Source organism: Spiroplasma endosymbiont of Nomada ruficornis (genome assembly GCF_964030795.1).
GTDB classification, from domain to species: Bacteria; Bacillota_I; Bacilli_A; order Mycoplasmatales; family VBWQ01; genus Spiroplasma_E; species Spiroplasma_E ixodetis_A.
Genome location: NZ_OZ034962.1, coordinates 835,074 through 851,725 on the forward strand (window position 1 = coordinate 835,074; position 16,652 = coordinate 851,725).

Consider the following 16,652-nt stretch of genomic DNA (forward strand, 5'->3'; position numbering starts at 1 on the left):
TTTACAAACTATTATACAAAATAATAACTTATTTTCTCAATTATTATTTTTCTTATTTAAAAGTTATTACTGCTCATATGTTTCTTTTTTAACTACTACTTTTTCTTTACTTCTTACAAAAAATCATTGATAAAAACCAAAACCAGAATTACCAAGAGCAACAATTCACATTAATAAAAGATTTACATCCAAACGATTATGAGCAACTCCCGAATACATAGCTATTTGAAAAATATTAACAATTATTCAAAAAATTCATTGTTCACGAAAACGTAATAACATTAGTATTTGCGCAACAATACTTAAAGAATTAGTTAATGAATCTAGAATATGTGGTAAAACTTGTTGAAAAGTATTACCATCAAAATCATATTTCCCTAAAATTACACGTGAAAATTCAGGAATTTCAAAATAAAAAAATACTGATAAAACAATTGCAAAGTAAATAGTAACAATACTTGTTTTTAAATTTAAACGTTTAGAAATTATTTCTTGTTGTGAATCTAAATGAAATTTCCATAAACTATAGCCAATAAATTGAAAAGGCAAAAAGAAAAATAAATTCAACTGCATATCACCAACATAATCTCAAACTAAAGCAATACAACCATAAATAGTAACAGAAAAAAAGCCTCAAAAAAAATTAGAAATTTTACCAAATGAAATTAAAATTATACAAATAACATTAGTAAAAGCAGCAATACCATTTAAGAATAATAATACTTGCTGTCAAGGATGATAAACTTGACGATTTACAATAGTTCAAACCGAAGGATATAAATTAGGATTAATAAAATGATTCAAATCAAAAAATGTATTTCATAACATAAAAATCCCTAAACAAATAATAGCTACTTTAGCAGAAAATGGAATTTTATTAAGATCTTTGGGTATTGATAATAAAAATTCTTTTATATTTTTCTTTCTTTTTATAAATCTAAATTTTATATCTTTAAACATATTTTCTTCCTTTTAAATTTATTTATTTATGTTCACTATTGTATTATTCAATCGTAATTTTCCATAAATTGCCAATGTAAGTGCATCATTAACTTTATCTAGTTCACTCTCATTAATAAAAATACCATTAATACCATTTTCACCAATACTACCATCACCTTTACCAAAATAACTTAACTTTAAATCTAAATTCCAACTAGATAAATCAACAGCATAAAAATGTCATATTTTTATTGAAGTTTTATTAGCATAGTAACTACCAAGTCTATAAATACAATCAAGTTTTAAGCTTCTAATATTAATTCTGTCTCTTCTAAAATTTCATTCTTAACAGTTTCTAGTGATGATTTACCTAATTTACAACCACCTGTTAGAGTACTAAAAAATGATATCTTTTTATTTTCAAATAAAGGATTCTTTTCTTTCATTAATAAAATCAATATTGATTGTATTTATATACAAAAGGTAAAACTGCAACTCCTTCATTATTAGATCATGGTTCACTAACACCTGTCATAAAGCCATTAGTAATTAACTTTAAAAATTTGCCCATAATAAACCCCCTTTACTATAAGTAATATTATAACATTAACTTAAAATTCAATTTGAAATTTTATACTAACTAAAAATAAAATTTATCCCAAATATTAATGAAAAAAATCATAAATAATTCCCTACTAAGATAATAGTTAATATATAATTTATTTATTATATAAAAATAAATAGGAGGAACAATAATGATTTACACAATTAATAATTTATTTATTAATAGTAACGATAAAACTAAAAAAATACCAACACAAGTAACTGTTAACGGTTGGGTTCGTTCTAATCGAAATAGTAAAAAAGTTGGGTTTTTAGATTTAAACGATGGTTCTTCAATTAATAACTTACAAGTAGTATATGATCCAAATTTAGAAAATACTAACAATTTAACTAATGTTACTACTGGTAGTGCTGTTACTATTACTGGTAATTTAATTTTAACACCAAATGCGAAACAACCATTTGAACTAAAAGTAATTACTGCTACTGTCTACAACATATGCGCTAATGATTATCCAATCCAAAAAAAAGAACATACAAATGAATTTCTTCGTGAACATGCACACTTACGTGTTCGTACTAATACTTTCTTGTCATTATTTAGAATTCGTGATCAAGTATCATGATCTATTCATAATTTTTTTCATAATAATCAATTTATTTACCTACATAGTCCTCTTATTACAGCTAATGATGCTGAAGGTGCTGGTGAAAATTTTATTGTTACTACTATAACTAATGATAAATATGAAAAGGATTTTTTTGGGAAAAAAGCCTCATTAACTGTTAGTGGTCAGTTAAATGCTGAAGCCTACGCTCAATCTTTACAAAAAGTTTATACATTTGGACCAACATTTCGTGCTGAAAAATCTAATACTACACGTCACGCAGCAGAATTTTGAATGGTAGAACCAGAATTTACCTTTAGTAATCTACAATATAATATTATACTAGCCCAAAAACTAATAAAAACTGTTATTAGAGATGTTCTAAATAATTGTAATTCTGAATTAAAATTTTTAGAACAAAAACAAGAAACTAAAAATGAACAATCACTAATTGAAAAATTAGAAAAAATTGCCGATTTTAAATCTGATTTTAAAGTTATTACTTATACAGAAGTCATTGAATTACTTTTAAATGCGCAAAAAAAAGGAAAAAAATTTGAATTTAATGAAATTAAATGAGGAATTGATTTACAATCAGAACATGAAAGATATTTATGTGAAGAAATAACTAAACAACCAACTTTTGTTATTAACTATCCACAAACCATCAAAGCTTTTTACATGAAACTTAATCCAATTGATAGTAATTATCCACAACAAAAAACAGTGGCAGCTATGGATTTATTAGTGCCAGGGATTGGTGAATTAATTGGTGGTTCTGTTCGTGAAGATAATTATGAACAATTACTAAAAAATAAAACCCAATTCAAAATTGAGGGTAATGATCTACAATGATATTTTGATTTAAGAAAATATGGATATGCACCAAGTGCTGGTTTTGGTTTAGGTCTAGAAAGATTTTTAATGTTTATTACTGGTATTAATAATATTAGAGATGTTATTCCTTTTCCTCGTACACCAAATAACTTATTATTCTAAAATAATAATATTTTAATAATATCTTTTTAAATTAAACTTATAATGTTATTTAAAACTCCTATTACTACATTAAAATCCAACATAATATATAATTAATTTAGTATTAAATAATTATTAATAAGTGCTGAATTATACTTGTAAGTGCAAGTAAATAAAATTGCAAAAAATTCTCATATAAAAATTTCATAATGCTAAATTTAGTTTAGAAAAAAGTAAGGAGTTTTTATATGAGTTATAAACATCTTGGCATAGATGAAAGGATTTATATTGAGAATCAATTGAAATTTAAATTTAAAATTAGTGAAATAGCTAAAAATCTTAATCGAAGTAGTAGTACTATTATTCGAGAAATTAATAGAAATAAAGATAATAATCATTATTTTTCATTAATTGCACAAAATAAAGCTGAAAATCGAAAACAATCACATATTAGTTTTCATAAGTTTAAAAATAAGAATTTAGTAAAATATGTACAACAAAAATTACTATTAGGTTGATCACCTGAACAAATTTATGGCAGAATTAAAAATTTTCATAAAGAGTGAGTTATTAGTTTTAAAACAATTTATACTTGAATTTATTTTGGAATGCTTGATAAAGTTACTAGTAAAAATTTAAGAAGAAAAGGTAAAAAACGAAAATCTAAAGAAAATCGTGGCAAGTTTAATGGTAAATCAATTAAAGAACGAGATATAAATGTTAATGATCGTATAACACTTGGTCATTGAGAAGGAGATACTATAGTATCATCACGAGGTAAAAGCAAATCATGTTTAATAACTTTAGTTGAAAGAGTATCACGATTTACTTTAGCAATATTAGTTAAAAACAGAACTACTAAAGTTATTAATAAAAATGTCAGTTATTATTTATCAATTCTTCCTAAAAACATTGTTAAAACTATTACTTTTGATCGTGGCAAAGAATTTTCAAATTGACAACAACTTGAAAAAAATTTATATGTAAAAATTTATTTTGCCAATCCATATTCACCTTGACAAAGAGGTAATAATGAAAATACTAATGGTTTAATTAGAGAAAAATTTCCTAAAAAATTTATTTTTTCAAAAACTAATAAAAATGAAGTTCATAAATTTATATTGTCTTTAAATCAAAGACCGAGAAAAATATTAAATTATCTTTCACCAATCGAATATTTGGATAGAAAAATAATTTAGTTGCACTTACCTTTACAATTTAGCATATAATAAACAATTTCAATATAATTAATAGTATAGGTCTCATAAGATAAATGCCTTTAATTTAGGCGTTTATTTTGCATTTAAAAGCATACTTGTAAAAATAATCAAAAATAGTATAATTTATAAGTAAAATCAAGGAAAAAGGAGAAAAAAATGAAAACATTAGAATTGGAATATAATTGAGTTTTTAATTTTTTAAAATCTGCACAAATTAATAATGGTAATGAAGAAGTAATTAAAAATAAAGTTGAACTAGCAAAAACTACAATTAATGATATGAATAATGAAATAACAAAAATTAAAAAACAACCAAAAGTTAAAAATTTTTTTATTACACTTTTTAGTTTTGGGATTATTAACAAAAACAAAGAAAATAAAAAGAAAATTTTTGAAATTAATGAAAAAATAAAAAGATTAAATAAAGAAATTAACATATGAAATTTAATTTTTAAAAAAAGACAAAAAAATACTAATATTCAAAATCTAGTAAATCATATAAATAAAACGCCAAATAATGAACAAAATCATTATTATTCAAATAATCGTACAGTTTTATAAAATTTAACAAAGGAGTAATTTAATATGAAAACATGAATAAAAACAAATTTAAGTAAAATAACATTAGCATTAGCACTAACTGGTGCTACAACTGGAACAATAGGATTAATCATGGGGGGGTGCTTACCCATGAAAATAATTTCAAATATTCATATGAAAAACCAGACCATAGTATAGTTTTTGGTAAGTATCAAATTTGAGTTGATAAAACAACTTCATCAGATGTATTTTCACTATATTTTTCATCTGTTAAACAACATAAAGTTGATATAGAATGGGATGGTAAATATCCAAATGGATATTTTGATTGATAATTAAATTTCTAAATTTATATAAGAGATATTTTCATTATATTTATCGAATAAATTAATATTTTTTAAATCAATTTCTTGTTTCTCTGTTATTAAAATTAAATCATAATTTCCAGAACCAAATATTCCGCTAATTTCAATCCGATTTAAATTATTAATCGGATTTTCAATTTGTAATTCAAATTCAATATTATTATCAATTTGTGAAATTTCTTTATAAAATTCTAATTTAGAAAATAATTGAGATTTATTTGAACCATATAAATTTAAAACATTTTCAATTTTAATTTTATTAATAATTACTCTTGTAAAATATTTTCCATATTCTCCATTTCCTAATGTTCAATCAGCAGGAATTAATGACGGAATATTATTACTTTCTAATTCATTGGTAATAGATAATCAATTAAATTGATTATCATCTAGTTTAAATAATTCATTTTGACTAATATCATTATTTTTTAAATTAATATTATTAATATCTGTAAAATCAAAATATTTAGATTTTAATATTACCTTTACATCTTTAAATTCTCAAACTTTACCAGTATCTGTATGTATAGGATTTGATTTTAATTCAAAATAATAAGGTAATAAAATTTGCTAAATTGTAAAGGTAAGTGCAACTAAATTATTTTTCTATCCAAATATTCGATTGGTGAAAGATAATTTAGTATTTTTCTCGGTCTTTGATTTAAAGACAATATAAATTTATGAACTTCATTTTTATTAGTTTTTGAAAAAATAAATTTTTTAGGAAATTTTTCTCTAATTAAACCATTAGTATTTTCATTAGTACCTCTTTGTCAAGGTGAATATGGATTGGCAAAATAAATTTTTACATCTAAATTTTTTTCAAGTTGTTGTCAATTTGAAAATTCTTTGCCACGATCAAAAGTAATAGTTTTAACAATGTTTTTAGGAAGAATTGATAAATAATAACTGACATTTTTATTAATAACTTTAGTAGTTCTGTTTTTAACTAATATTGCTAAAGTAAATCGTGATACTCTTTCAACTAAAGTTATTAAACATGATTTGCTTTTACCTCGTGATGATACTATAGTATCTCCTTCTCAATGACCAAGTGTTATACGATCATTAACATTTATATCTCGTTCTTTAATTGATTTACCATTAAACTTGCCACGATTTTCTTTAGATTTTCGTTTTTTACCTTTTCTTCTTAAATTTTTACTAGTAACTTTATCAAGCATTCCAAAATAAATTCAAGTATAAATTGTTTTAAAACTAATAACTCACTCTTTATGAAAATTTTTAATTCTGCCATAAATTTGTTCAGGTGATCAACCTAATAGTAATTTTTGTTGTACATATTTTACTAAATTCTTATTTTTAAACTTATGAAAACTAATATGTGATTGTTTTCGATTTTCAGCTTTATTTTGTGCAATTAATGAAAAATAATGATTATTATCTTTATTTCTATTAATTTCTCGAATAATAGTACTAATACTTCGATTAAGATTTTTAGCTATTTCACTAATTTTAAATTTAAATTTCAATTGATTCTCAATATAAATCCTTTCATCTATGCCAAGATGTTTATAACTCATATAAAAACTCCTTACTTTTTTCTAAACTAAATTTAGCATTATGAAATTTTTATATGAGAATTTTTTGCAATTTTATTTACTTGCACTTACAATTATAATTCAGCACTTTTTTATTAATTTTAAAATTATTAAAAATAATATAGGAGTAGTTTATTATGGGTGTTGCTTTTATTTCAAAAGTTTTAGAACTATTTGGACAAATTTTTATGAAATTTTGAAATTTGCCAATGGCAGATTTAGGTTTTAATTTGGGAACTTTTGTTGTTTTTATTCTTTTAATAAAGTTTGCTATGTCAGTTTTTTTAAATATTGATATTCAGCCAATTTCTACATCGGGGACTGTAAAGCAAAGTTATAGAAATATTAAAGGCAGTTCAAAATTTGTTGGAAAGCAAATTGCTAAACAACATGAAAGAAAACGTTTAAGAAATAAGGCTAAGGGTGTTGAAAATAAAAAAGGGAAGTTTGTAGGTACTTAATTAGGAGTGATTTTGTGAATAGTATATTGCATTTAATTTTTATATTTTCTAGTAATGATATTGGTATATTTTTAAATCAAACTAATATTACTGATGAAGTTTATATTTTGTTTAATTTGACTTTTTGGTTGGTATTAGGTGTATTTTTTAATTTTATTTATCGTAGTATTAAATTTATTTTTAGGTCATTGTTTGGGTAGGTGTTAAGTATGAGTGTTTGAGATATTTACAATAAAATACATCAATGTATAGTTGATTATTGAACTATGTTTATAGGTAATCCAGTTGATGATTTTACTACTATTTTATGAAATTTAGTAGTTTATGGAACTCAGTTTTTTATTGGATTTATTATATTTTATGGTTTATGATGAGTTTTAAGATGTTTGTTTGGTAAATAATTATGTGATTTAAATTTGCTAAATTATTTTTTGTTGTAAATACTTCTGTTCAAGCACCAACTAGTTTAATTGCTTCAAATGACCCTAATGTTGTTAATTATGATATTACAAAAGAAATGGTTAAGCATGTTAAATACCATAGTTTTGATGATTGAGCAACAATTCCATGAAATTCTGCTTATTTTGATGTTGACCAACCAGATTTAAAATTAGTAAGTGGTGAATTTATAGGTAATAATGAAGGTTTATATACGTGTTATTATTATAGTGATACAGTTGGTGTTCCGTCACAAATGATAGATATGGGAACTGGTATTTATACTTTTAATAGAAAACCATTAGATGAATTTTCACGTATTATGTTTAATCATAATTATGTTGCAAAGAATAATACTAATAATTTAAATTTTGTTAATACTGGTAAAAGTATTATAAATTTTCAAACACAATTAAATTTTGAAATTGATAAACCTTTAAGTTTTTATATTCAAGGTTTTATGTTTTATTTTGAATATGAATATTTTAAAACTTTTACTGCTAATTTTACTTTTAGTTTTTTAGATTATGTTGGTGATACAAAATATGTTTTTAAAGGTAAAGTTGATAATAATATTTATCAGCAAGATTTATATAATTTTGTTACTATGCCTATTCGTGTTCCAAATTTAAGACATTTAACAGTATTTTTTGATGTTCATGGTGAATCAACTAGACCAACTTTTTCACCACAGTTGAATTTTGGTCAAATCAATATTTTTTCAAGTGAAAATATAACGCCAGTGCCACCAAATAGTCCTTTTAATCCCGAATATGAAAGACCAAGTTGATATGCTGTTTTTGGACATTTACGTAATGCTTTTAGATGAGTACTTTATGGTGTTGTTGGTAAAGTTTTACCAGTTGAACCATTAAGACAGTTTCTTTTTACAACAGATAGTTTATTACGACATATTTTTTCAGATACTATTAGTACTGCTTTAAATGTTGATATTGTTAGTGGAATAGAAAATATTATACCTTTATGATTATTTGTTAGAGCAATTAGTTTAATTATAGGTTAGGAGTTTATTATGCCTTGATATGGTTATGTATTATTAGTTATAGGTTTGATTATAATTATTTATCCAATTCTTATAACTATTCGTAATGTTAAAATTTTAAAACGAGTTGGTAGTTATATTATTTCAGCACCTCCAAGGACTGGCAAATCTGCCCTTGCTTGTTGTTTAGCACAAACTCATAAGAAACGAGTAGTTAGTCCTTTCCCTATTAAGTTAAATACTGGTTATTCTTATTTGGTTAATTATAACGATGTTTTTACTTTTAATCAGTTAGCAAGTAATTATGCTTTTGAGGAACAAGATTTAATAATTTTAGATGAATTAGCATTAAAAATAAATTCTAATGATTTAGGAGTACAGTTTAAAAATCAACAAGAAAGTTTAGGACAATTTTGTAAGTTAATAGGTCACATGTTTAATGGTACAATGTATTTGATTGAACAACACCCTAATAGAATACCAGTACAAGCAAGAGAAAAAGTTGAGTATGTTGTTCAAGTTAAACGTATGCGTTTTTTGGGTTTTATTGTTATATTTAATCTTAATTTATATACTAATATTGAGGATTATAATAAAGTAGTATTTTCACGTCGTAGAACAAAGAAAATGATTAAAAGAGGTATTATGCCTCCAAGTTATAGTGGTGAAGCAATGGCTATGACTTTATTTTTTCCTAGACACTGGTTAAAAAGGTATAATTCACGTGCTTTACATTATGTGCATGAACTTAAAAGTGAATTGTCGCCTAAGAAATATCTTAAAGAAGCAAGTAGTATTGATATGAATTATAATGATATTAATTCTGCTGGTTTGGATAAATGAGATAATATTTTGAAGAAAAAAGAAAAAAATAAATAAAAAAATAGTATAATCAATAAATAAAAATTATAATAAATATAAGTTTTTAACTCATTATCTTTTTTAAAAGTAAATGGGTTTTTTATTTTGAAAGGAAGATATAATTATGAAAATAGAAAATAATTATAAGGAAAATCAAGATTTGAATAATAATTTAAATTTATTAGCAGATGTTGCTTGTAAACAAACATTATTGTTTTCAAAATGTGATGAAGTTAAAGAATTTGTTTTTGGAGAAATTAATAAATTAAAAGAATATGCAATATATTATAATAAAAATATTAAAAATTTAGATATTAAAGAAATAAATAATTTAATTGAAAATGAACTTTTAAAAAATGAAAATTCAATCTTACTAAAAATATAAACAAAAATATAGTTCCAGCGAACCTGCTGGAACTATAAATTGGGTGAGCCACATAGTGGCGAGGGACGTAGTCCCTATATACTTGATTAAGATAAAAAACTAATGATTAGAAAGTGTAAATGATTATGCTAAATTTTTTAACATTAGAGTCGCACAATAAAAGTTTATCAACATCGGCAATGTGAATAATGTTTATCATTGGTTTGATTTGTATTGGTATTATTTTTCTTGTGTTTTTTTTATTTAAAAGAAAATTACGTAAAGAAAGGAGCCTGATTAACGAGCAATTTTTATTTAAACCAAAAAAAGTTACATATCAAGTTTTTCATTTTTGAAATAAAGCTCTTTATATATTTTTAATGTTTTGTGCAACAGTTGGTGCCATTGTGCTATTATCAGTTTCAATAAGTTCAATGTTTTAATTTTGAAAAATTAAGAAAAAGTTTTAGGAAGGGGTTAAAATATGGGTTTAGTTTTCTGAAAAAAACATAAAGAAAAAAACGATAGTATAACAATTTATCAAAAAAAACTAGAGCAAGAATTAAAAACCTCAAAAGAAAAAAGTCCTTGAAATAATGTTTTAAAATTTTTACAAGACTTAGGTAAAGCATTACAATTTCCAATTGCAGTATTACCATTCGCTGCTATTTTAAACAGATTTGGAGCATTAGGGCTTACATTTACTACTACAACTGATGCTGGTGTTATGCATGTTACTAATGAAGTTGGTTATTGAATTTCATATATTATTCAACAACCAGGAAAAATAGTATTTGATAATTTACCATTATTATTTGCTTTAGGTTTAGCTAAAGATCATCGTGGTGAAGCTGCATTAGTTGGAGCAGTATTTTATTTGGCAATATCTGCAATGACGTCAATTGAACATTCATTACCAGAAATGTTATATAAAAATGTTTTAACTTTTACATCAAGTAAAGGTGAAAAATTTTCGTCATTATTTTATGTAGAAGAATTTGGAACAGATGGTAAAACTATTATCGGTGGTATTTATGTATTAAACATTGGTGTTTTTGGTGGAATTGTAGCGGGGTGTTTATCTGCAGTTTTATATAATAAATATAAAGAAATTAAACTTCCTCAAGCATTATCATTCTTTGGTGGTAGAAGATTTGCACCAATGGTGGCTTTAGCAATAACTATTCCCACTGCTTTGGCATTTGCTATTGTTTGACCATGAATTCAATTAGTATTAATTAAATTTGGTCAATTAGTTGCTAATCCAAATAATCCAGCAGTTGCTATTCCAGGAACAGCAGTTTATGGAATATTAAATCGTTTATTATTACCTTTTGGATTACATCAAATCTTAAATACTTTTTTTGATTTCAATTACCAATTAATGGTCAGATAATATCTCCAATTACAGGTACTGCATCTGGAACAACGGAATGAGTAAATGGAGACATTAATGCTTTTACTAGAGGTATTGAAGGATCTGGATTTTTTCAATCAGGTTTCTTTCCTATTATGATGGGTGGTATTCCTGCTGCTGCCTTAGCTATGATTATGGCAGCTAAAAAAGAAAATAGAAAAATGGTATCAGGATTTTTAGGAGGAGTTGCTTTAGTTTCTTTTATTAGTGGAATCACTGAACCAATTGAATTTTCATTTGTATTTATTGCTCCATTATTATTAGTAATTCATGCCTTATTAACAGGGATATTTATTGCAATAACGACAGCATTGCATATCCAAGTTGGTTTTGGTTTTAGTGCTGGAATTATTGACTATTGCATTTCTTTTGCTCAATCATGAGGATTTGCTAATCATGCTACAGGTGCTTATCATATTACTTCAAATCCACTATGAGTATTATTAATTGTGGCTGCTGGTGGAGTTTATTTTATTGTATTTTATACATTAATTACTAAAATGAATATTGAAACGCCAGTAAGAGAAGAAGATTTTGGTGTTGAAGAAAATAAAGTAACAACAAAATCAGAGTTAAGCAATAAAAATCTTAAAAGTGATAAATATACATTAATGGCAACAAAATTAATTGAAGCAATTGGTGCAGATAATTTTGTTGAAATTGATAATTGTGCTACTAGGTTACGTTTGATTGTTAAAGATACATCACGTGTTAATTTGGCAAAAGTTAAGGCCGCAGGAGCATTTGGTACTAAAATTTTGAATAAAGAAGCTTTGCAAATTGTTATTGGTACCGATGTTGAACATGTAGCCAATGCAATAAAGACACAGTTACAAAATTCAGCAACTTTGAATATTAAAACTAAAGTTAATCTATAATTAAAAGTGATTATTACAATATAATATTAAAGCTACTAAAGATCATATAGCCATTAAATGGCTATATGAGCTTTTAATTGATTAAAAAAGATAGGAGTAAAAATAATGGGAGTAGGTAAACATTTAATTACTAACATTTTACAAAAAATAAAATCACAAGTACCAACATTAACTAAAGAAGACATTATTACTGTGCTTAATATTATCTATATAACTTGTGCAGAATATAATGCTATTGATAGTTCTATTAGTAATATTGCCAAATATTATCACCAAGAAGATGAAAAATTTGATAGTCAATTGTTTAGAAAAAATTTGCATAGTTCTTTGCAATATATTGATCAAGACAATTTATACAGTTTGAAAAGTTTGATTTCAATTATTTTAATAATTAATGTTTTTAATCATCCTTTATTATTTAGTGATTTTAGTGATTTTATTAAAAAAGATATTACTAATATTGAATTTATGAAAACAAAAATAGAAATCCTGAAAAATGATAATATTTTTTTTATTAAAAAAATTAGTTCGTGCAAGGACTTAAATAAGTTAAATAAATTAAGAGAGCAATTAAATAATAATTTTGAAATATTAAAACATTTTAAAACAATTTGTGAAAATCATCAATTAGGTGTATTAAATATTTATAACTTTATTGCTAATCAATCAAAATATTTTGTTACTGATGAAGATTGTGATAATAAAATTAGTTTAACAAGTAATGAATATGAAAAAATTAAGGAGATAATGTCAAGAGAAAATAAATTTAAGGATATTTTAGTTAAAGATAGTGATTCTGAAATTCCATATAAATTAAATATTGAAGAACTTGATAAAATTTTTAAAAAGGAAGTTGTAAATTTATTCGATGAATATGAAAATAAAATTTGTGATTTTAAAAATAATAAATCTAAAAAAAATGAATTAAAAATTAAGGGAATTAAATTAAAAATTCAAAATATTTTTGATTTGTCAAAAATTATTTTTGAAATGTTTCAAAAACCAGTTACTTCTTCATTGCCTTTAACGAAAATTGTAAATCAAATTTTTGATGAAAATGATTCAATGCAATATTTAAGCGAAATTGAAAAAAATATTGATAGTAATATTGAAATGATTAAAAAGTTAAAACAAAAATTGCAAGAAATTTTAAACGATAATGACGTTTCAAAAAAGGAAACGTTAATGCAAGTAGAAAGTTTTAATAATTCTCATAAAATAGAAACAAAGAAAACAAATGTTAAAAAAAGAAAAAATAAGAAAAAAGACAACAAAAAACATGAACATTTAAAATTTATTAATACTAATGAAACAGATCATTCAGAATCATCTACAACAAGTAGTTCAACGTCTTTACTTGAAAAAGATATTACTAAAATTAATGCTATTTTAGAAGAAAATGACATTAAAGAACAAAGTATAAAACAAGAAAATGATGCAAAAGAAGAAAAAACAGAAATTTTAAGTCAAGATCAAATTTTACAAGCAAAAATTAATCAATTAGAAGCACAATTAAAGCAAACACAAGAAGAATTGGATAAAACAAAAGTTAAATCTGCAGAAGAAACAGCAATATTAGAACAACAATTAATAGCAGAAAAGCAAAAAGTACAACTATTAATTGATGAAACTAAATTTTTAGTTTCTAAAGTTGCTACTTTAGAAAGAGAGAAAACAAAGTTAGAAAAAATTAAACAACAAAATAGTGTAAAAATAAATCAAATAGGTAATAATTTAGAAAAAGTGCAAAAAAAATTGAGAAATATTCGTGATCAAAAAAATAAAAGTATTGAAAGATTAATAAAAAAAGAGTTCGCGTTAGTTTCAGAAAAAGAAAGATTAGAAAGTAGAAATTATAAAAATAACCAAGATTTAGAAAAATTAAATCAAGAATTATCAAAAACACAACAAACATTAATAACAGTAGAAGATAAAAATCAAAAATTGGTTACGGAAGTTAATCAATTAAAGGAAGAAAAAATAAAACTAGAAACTATTCAACAAGAAAATGGCATGCAAATAAAGGAGAAAGAAAAAAATATTTCTTTACTAGAAGGTAAATTAACAAAGATTGGTAATCAAACAACTGAAGAAGTTCAAAAACTACTTAAAGAAAAAAAACAATTAGTTTTAGAAAAAGAAAAGTTAGAAACTTTAAATAAAAAAGGTAGTCAGAAGTTGACAAATTTAAATAAAAAAATACAAATGTTATCACAGTATAATCAAAATTTAGTAGAATTTACTGATAGTTATGATATAAAATCTTGTATTCATATTAACCCAGTTATTGAAAAAAAAATAGTATCAAAAACATTAGTAGTTAGTGAAATGATGGAAGTAGTTGCACCACTATCAGTTTTAGTACCTACAGGTCAACAATTTTCAGTTTCAACTGAAAATTGAGAAGACGTTCATATTGCTAATGAATTAACACCAGGATTTTGTTTACAACCAAAATTATTTACAATGTAATTAGTATTATTATTTCGTATAAATAAGAATCATTAAAATTATGTTATAGTTTATATAGAGGTGACCATATAGTGAAAAATGAGGTACTAAAAACAATTTTATTCAAGAAAGAAATAACTATCAAAGATAGAATATTATTTAAAACAATTTTTGAGGTTTTAAGTACTCTTTTTACTAATGAAGATGGTGTATCAATATTAAAAAGTGGTTATAAAATGCTAAATTGTAAAGGTAAGTGCAACTAAATTATTTTTCTATCCAAATATTCGATTGGTGAAAGATAATTTAGTATTTTTCTCGGTCTTTGATTTAAAGACAATATAAATTTATGAACTTCATTTTTATTAGTTTTTGAAAAAATAAATTTTTTAGGAAATTTTTCTCTAATTAAACCATTAGTATTTTCATTAGTACCTCTTTGTCAAGGTGAATATGGATTGGCAAAATAAATTTTTACATCTAAATTTTTTTCAAGTTGTTGTCAATTTGAAAATTCTTTGCCACGATCAAAAGTAATAGTTTTAACAATGTTTTTAGGAAGAGTTGATAAATAATAACTGACATTTTTATTAATAACTTTAGTAGTTCTGTTTTTAACTAATATTGCTAAAGTAAATCGTGATACTCTTTCAACTAAAGTTATTAAACATGATTTGCTTTTACCTCGTGATGATACTATAGTATCTCCTTCTCAATGACCAAGTGTTATACGATCATTAACATTTATATCTCGTTCTTTAATTGATTTACCATTAAACTTGCCACGATTTTCTTTAGATTTTCGTTTTTTACCTTTTCTTCTTAAATTTTTACTAGTAACTTTATCAAGCATTCCAAAATAAATTCAAGTATAAATTGTTTTAAAACTAATAACTCACTCTTTATGAAAATTTTTAATTCTGCCATAAATTTGTTCAGGTGATCAACCTAATAGTAATTTTTGTTGTACATATTTTACTAAATTCTTATTTTTAAACTTATGAAAACTAATATGTGATTGTTTTCGATTTTCAGCTTTATTTTGTGCAATTAATGAAAAATAATGATTATTATCTTTATTTCTATTAATTTCTCGAATAATAGTACTAATACTTCGATTAAGATTTTTAGCTATTTCACTAATTTTAAATTTAAATTTCAATTGATTCTCAATATAAATCCTTTCATCTATGCCAAGATGTTTATAACTCATATAAAAACTCCTTACTTTTTTCTAAACTAAATTTAGCATTATGAAATTTTTATATGAGAATTTTTTGCAATTTTATTTACTTGCACTTACAAGTATAATTCAGCAAATAAATGATTATCAACAAGTTTGATTTTTAACGATTAGTCCAAATAGCGAAAAAGAAGAAGTAATTAAAACAGGATATGCAAATTTTTTGTCAGAAGATTGAAATGTTATTTATCAATTTAATAGTACTAGCACAAGTGAAAAAAGAAAACAATTGGGTGAAAAATATATTAAAGATAAAGTAGAATTTGTTACTTTTGTAAAAATAAAAGAAAAATCAAAAGGCATTGGTTATCATTTTATAGGTATATTTGTTTTTGATGATTATCGTAGCAAAGATTATAAAACAATGGTTTTTAAAAAAATTAAAGATAGTTATAAATTAAATACAAAGAGTTAATAAATATTTATTAACTCTTTGTATTTATAAAGATATATGTTTAGTTTGATTTTCACTTTCTTCTTCAAAAATAGTAATATTATTAAAATTAATCTCTTGTATCTTTTTTTTCAATGGTTTTGAAATAATTTTTCTATTTGAAAAAACTGTTGATGTATTTTTAGTTGGTTGTTCAACAGCTATTATTTTAGTAGTAGATGTAGTAGTTTGATAATTAGTAGTGGGGTAGTACATATAGTTTGAATCCATAGGTTGTAAATATTGATATTCATTATCAAAATTATTACTAAAGAATTTGATACAGCAGTTTCATAAAATTTTCTTTTTTCCTTTTCTTTTTAA

The 16,652-nt window shown here is 23.6% G+C and carries 20 protein-coding genes; 14 read left to right on the forward strand and 6 right to left on the reverse strand.

The genetic code is table 4. The features are described 5' to 3' along the window. Positions 1-66 precede the first annotated feature (66 nt). The 3 genes from pnuC to AAHM79_RS05130 all read right to left on the reverse strand — a co-directional run bounded on the left by pnuC (position 67) and on the right by AAHM79_RS05130 (position 1,513). Complete coding sequence (gene pnuC, locus AAHM79_RS05120; RefSeq protein WP_342257236.1) at positions 67-960, reverse strand: nicotinamide riboside transporter PnuC; 894 nt, start codon at positions 958-960, stop codon at positions 67-69. 284 nt (positions 961-1,244) lie between these two features. Beyond that, entirely contained in the window at positions 1,245-1,388 is a 144-nt protein-coding gene (locus AAHM79_RS05125; RefSeq protein WP_342257237.1) for a hypothetical protein, read from the reverse strand. Continuing rightward, the gene (locus AAHM79_RS05130) at positions 1,388-1,513 is read right to left on the reverse strand and encodes a hypothetical protein (RefSeq protein ID WP_342257238.1); all 126 of its coding nucleotides are present in this window, start codon (positions 1,511-1,513) and stop codon (positions 1,388-1,390) included. Before AAHM79_RS05130 ends, AAHM79_RS05125 begins: the two co-directional genes overlap by 1 nt. A 184-nt stretch (positions 1,514-1,697) precedes the next feature. On the opposite strand from AAHM79_RS05130, the gene asnS reads away from it, so the two are divergent. From asnS to AAHM79_RS05150, 4 genes are all read left to right on the forward strand, one after another. After that, positions 1,698-3,113: an asparagine--tRNA ligase gene (gene asnS, locus AAHM79_RS05135; protein ID WP_342257239.1), complete on the forward strand. Its 1,416-nt coding sequence runs from the start codon at positions 1,698-1,700 to the stop codon at positions 3,111-3,113. A 227-nt stretch (positions 3,114-3,340) separates the two neighbouring features. Beyond that, positions 3,341-4,291 carry an IS30 family transposase gene (locus AAHM79_RS05140; protein WP_342257240.1) on the forward strand — a complete coding sequence of 317 codons (951 nt, stop codon included), beginning with the start codon at positions 3,341-3,343 and terminating at the stop codon, positions 4,289-4,291. 177 nt (positions 4,292-4,468) lie between these two features. Next, entirely contained in the window at positions 4,469-4,873 is a 405-nt protein-coding gene (locus AAHM79_RS05145; RefSeq protein WP_339038919.1) for a hypothetical protein, read from the forward strand. Positions 4,874-4,897: 24 nt separating this feature from the next. Next, complete coding sequence (locus AAHM79_RS05150) at positions 4,898-5,050, forward strand: hypothetical protein (RefSeq protein ID WP_281748598.1); 153 nt, start codon at positions 4,898-4,900, stop codon at positions 5,048-5,050. A 760-nt stretch (positions 5,051-5,810) separates the two neighbouring features. Here AAHM79_RS05150 and AAHM79_RS05155 read toward each other — a convergent pair. Beyond that, the gene (locus AAHM79_RS05155) at positions 5,811-6,761 is read right to left on the reverse strand and encodes an IS30 family transposase (protein ID WP_338979395.1); all 951 of its coding nucleotides are present in this window, start codon (positions 6,759-6,761) and stop codon (positions 5,811-5,813) included. A gap of 155 nt (positions 6,762-6,916) precedes the next feature. Here AAHM79_RS05155 and AAHM79_RS05160 point away from each other — a divergent pair, with 155 nt between their 5' ends. From AAHM79_RS05160 to AAHM79_RS05200, 9 genes are all read left to right on the forward strand, one after another. After that, a complete protein-coding gene (locus AAHM79_RS05160; protein WP_342257241.1) occupies positions 6,917-7,240 on the forward strand; it encodes a hypothetical protein in 324 nt (107 codons plus the stop codon). Between the two features lie 209 nt (positions 7,241-7,449). Further along, complete coding sequence (locus AAHM79_RS05165; protein WP_342257242.1) at positions 7,450-7,641, forward strand: hypothetical protein; 192 nt, start codon at positions 7,450-7,452, stop codon at positions 7,639-7,641. A 2-nt stretch (positions 7,642-7,643) separates the two neighbouring features. Next, positions 7,644-8,702: a hypothetical protein gene (locus tag AAHM79_RS05170; protein ID WP_342257243.1), complete on the forward strand. Its 1,059-nt coding sequence runs from the start codon at positions 7,644-7,646 to the stop codon at positions 8,700-8,702. Positions 8,703-8,711: 9 nt separating this feature from the next. After that, a complete protein-coding gene (locus AAHM79_RS05175) occupies positions 8,712-9,560 on the forward strand; it encodes a hypothetical protein (RefSeq protein WP_342257244.1) in 849 nt (282 codons plus the stop codon). Positions 9,561-9,666: 106 nt separating this feature from the next. Beyond that, positions 9,667-9,927, forward strand: coding sequence for a hypothetical protein (locus AAHM79_RS05180; protein WP_342257245.1), 261 nt, complete (start codon positions 9,667-9,669; stop codon positions 9,925-9,927). Positions 9,928-10,390: 463 nt separating this feature from the next. After that, entirely contained in the window at positions 10,391-11,302 is a 912-nt protein-coding gene (locus AAHM79_RS05185) for a PTS transporter subunit EIIC (RefSeq protein WP_342257246.1), read from the forward strand. A gap of 53 nt (positions 11,303-11,355) precedes the next feature. Continuing rightward, positions 11,356-12,201, forward strand: coding sequence for a PTS transporter subunit EIIC (locus AAHM79_RS05190; RefSeq protein ID WP_342258238.1), 846 nt, complete (start codon positions 11,356-11,358; stop codon positions 12,199-12,201). A gap of 105 nt (positions 12,202-12,306) precedes the next feature. Next, entirely contained in the window at positions 12,307-14,673 is a 2,367-nt protein-coding gene (locus AAHM79_RS05195) for a hypothetical protein (protein WP_342257247.1), read from the forward strand. A 71-nt stretch (positions 14,674-14,744) separates the two neighbouring features. Further along, a complete protein-coding gene (locus tag AAHM79_RS05200; RefSeq protein WP_342257248.1) occupies positions 14,745-14,918 on the forward strand; it encodes a hypothetical protein in 174 nt (57 codons plus the stop codon). On the opposite strand, the gene AAHM79_RS05205 is transcribed toward AAHM79_RS05200, so the two are convergent. Beyond that, positions 14,915-15,865, reverse strand: a complete 951-nt coding sequence (locus AAHM79_RS05205; protein WP_342257249.1) for an IS30 family transposase — start codon at positions 15,863-15,865, stop codon at positions 14,915-14,917. The genes AAHM79_RS05200 and AAHM79_RS05205 overlap by 4 nt on opposite strands. A gap of 40 nt (positions 15,866-15,905) precedes the next feature. On the opposite strand from AAHM79_RS05205, the gene AAHM79_RS05210 reads away from it, so the two are divergent. Beyond that, on the forward strand, positions 15,906-16,310 hold the full coding sequence (locus AAHM79_RS05210; protein ID WP_342257250.1) for a hypothetical protein: 405 nt from the start codon (positions 15,906-15,908) through the stop codon (positions 16,308-16,310). 24 nt (positions 16,311-16,334) lie between these two features. Here AAHM79_RS05210 and AAHM79_RS05215 read toward each other — a convergent pair whose 3' ends face one another. Then, a complete protein-coding gene (locus AAHM79_RS05215; RefSeq protein ID WP_342257251.1) occupies positions 16,335-16,544 on the reverse strand; it encodes a hypothetical protein in 210 nt (69 codons plus the stop codon). Positions 16,545-16,652: the final 108 nt, after the last annotated feature.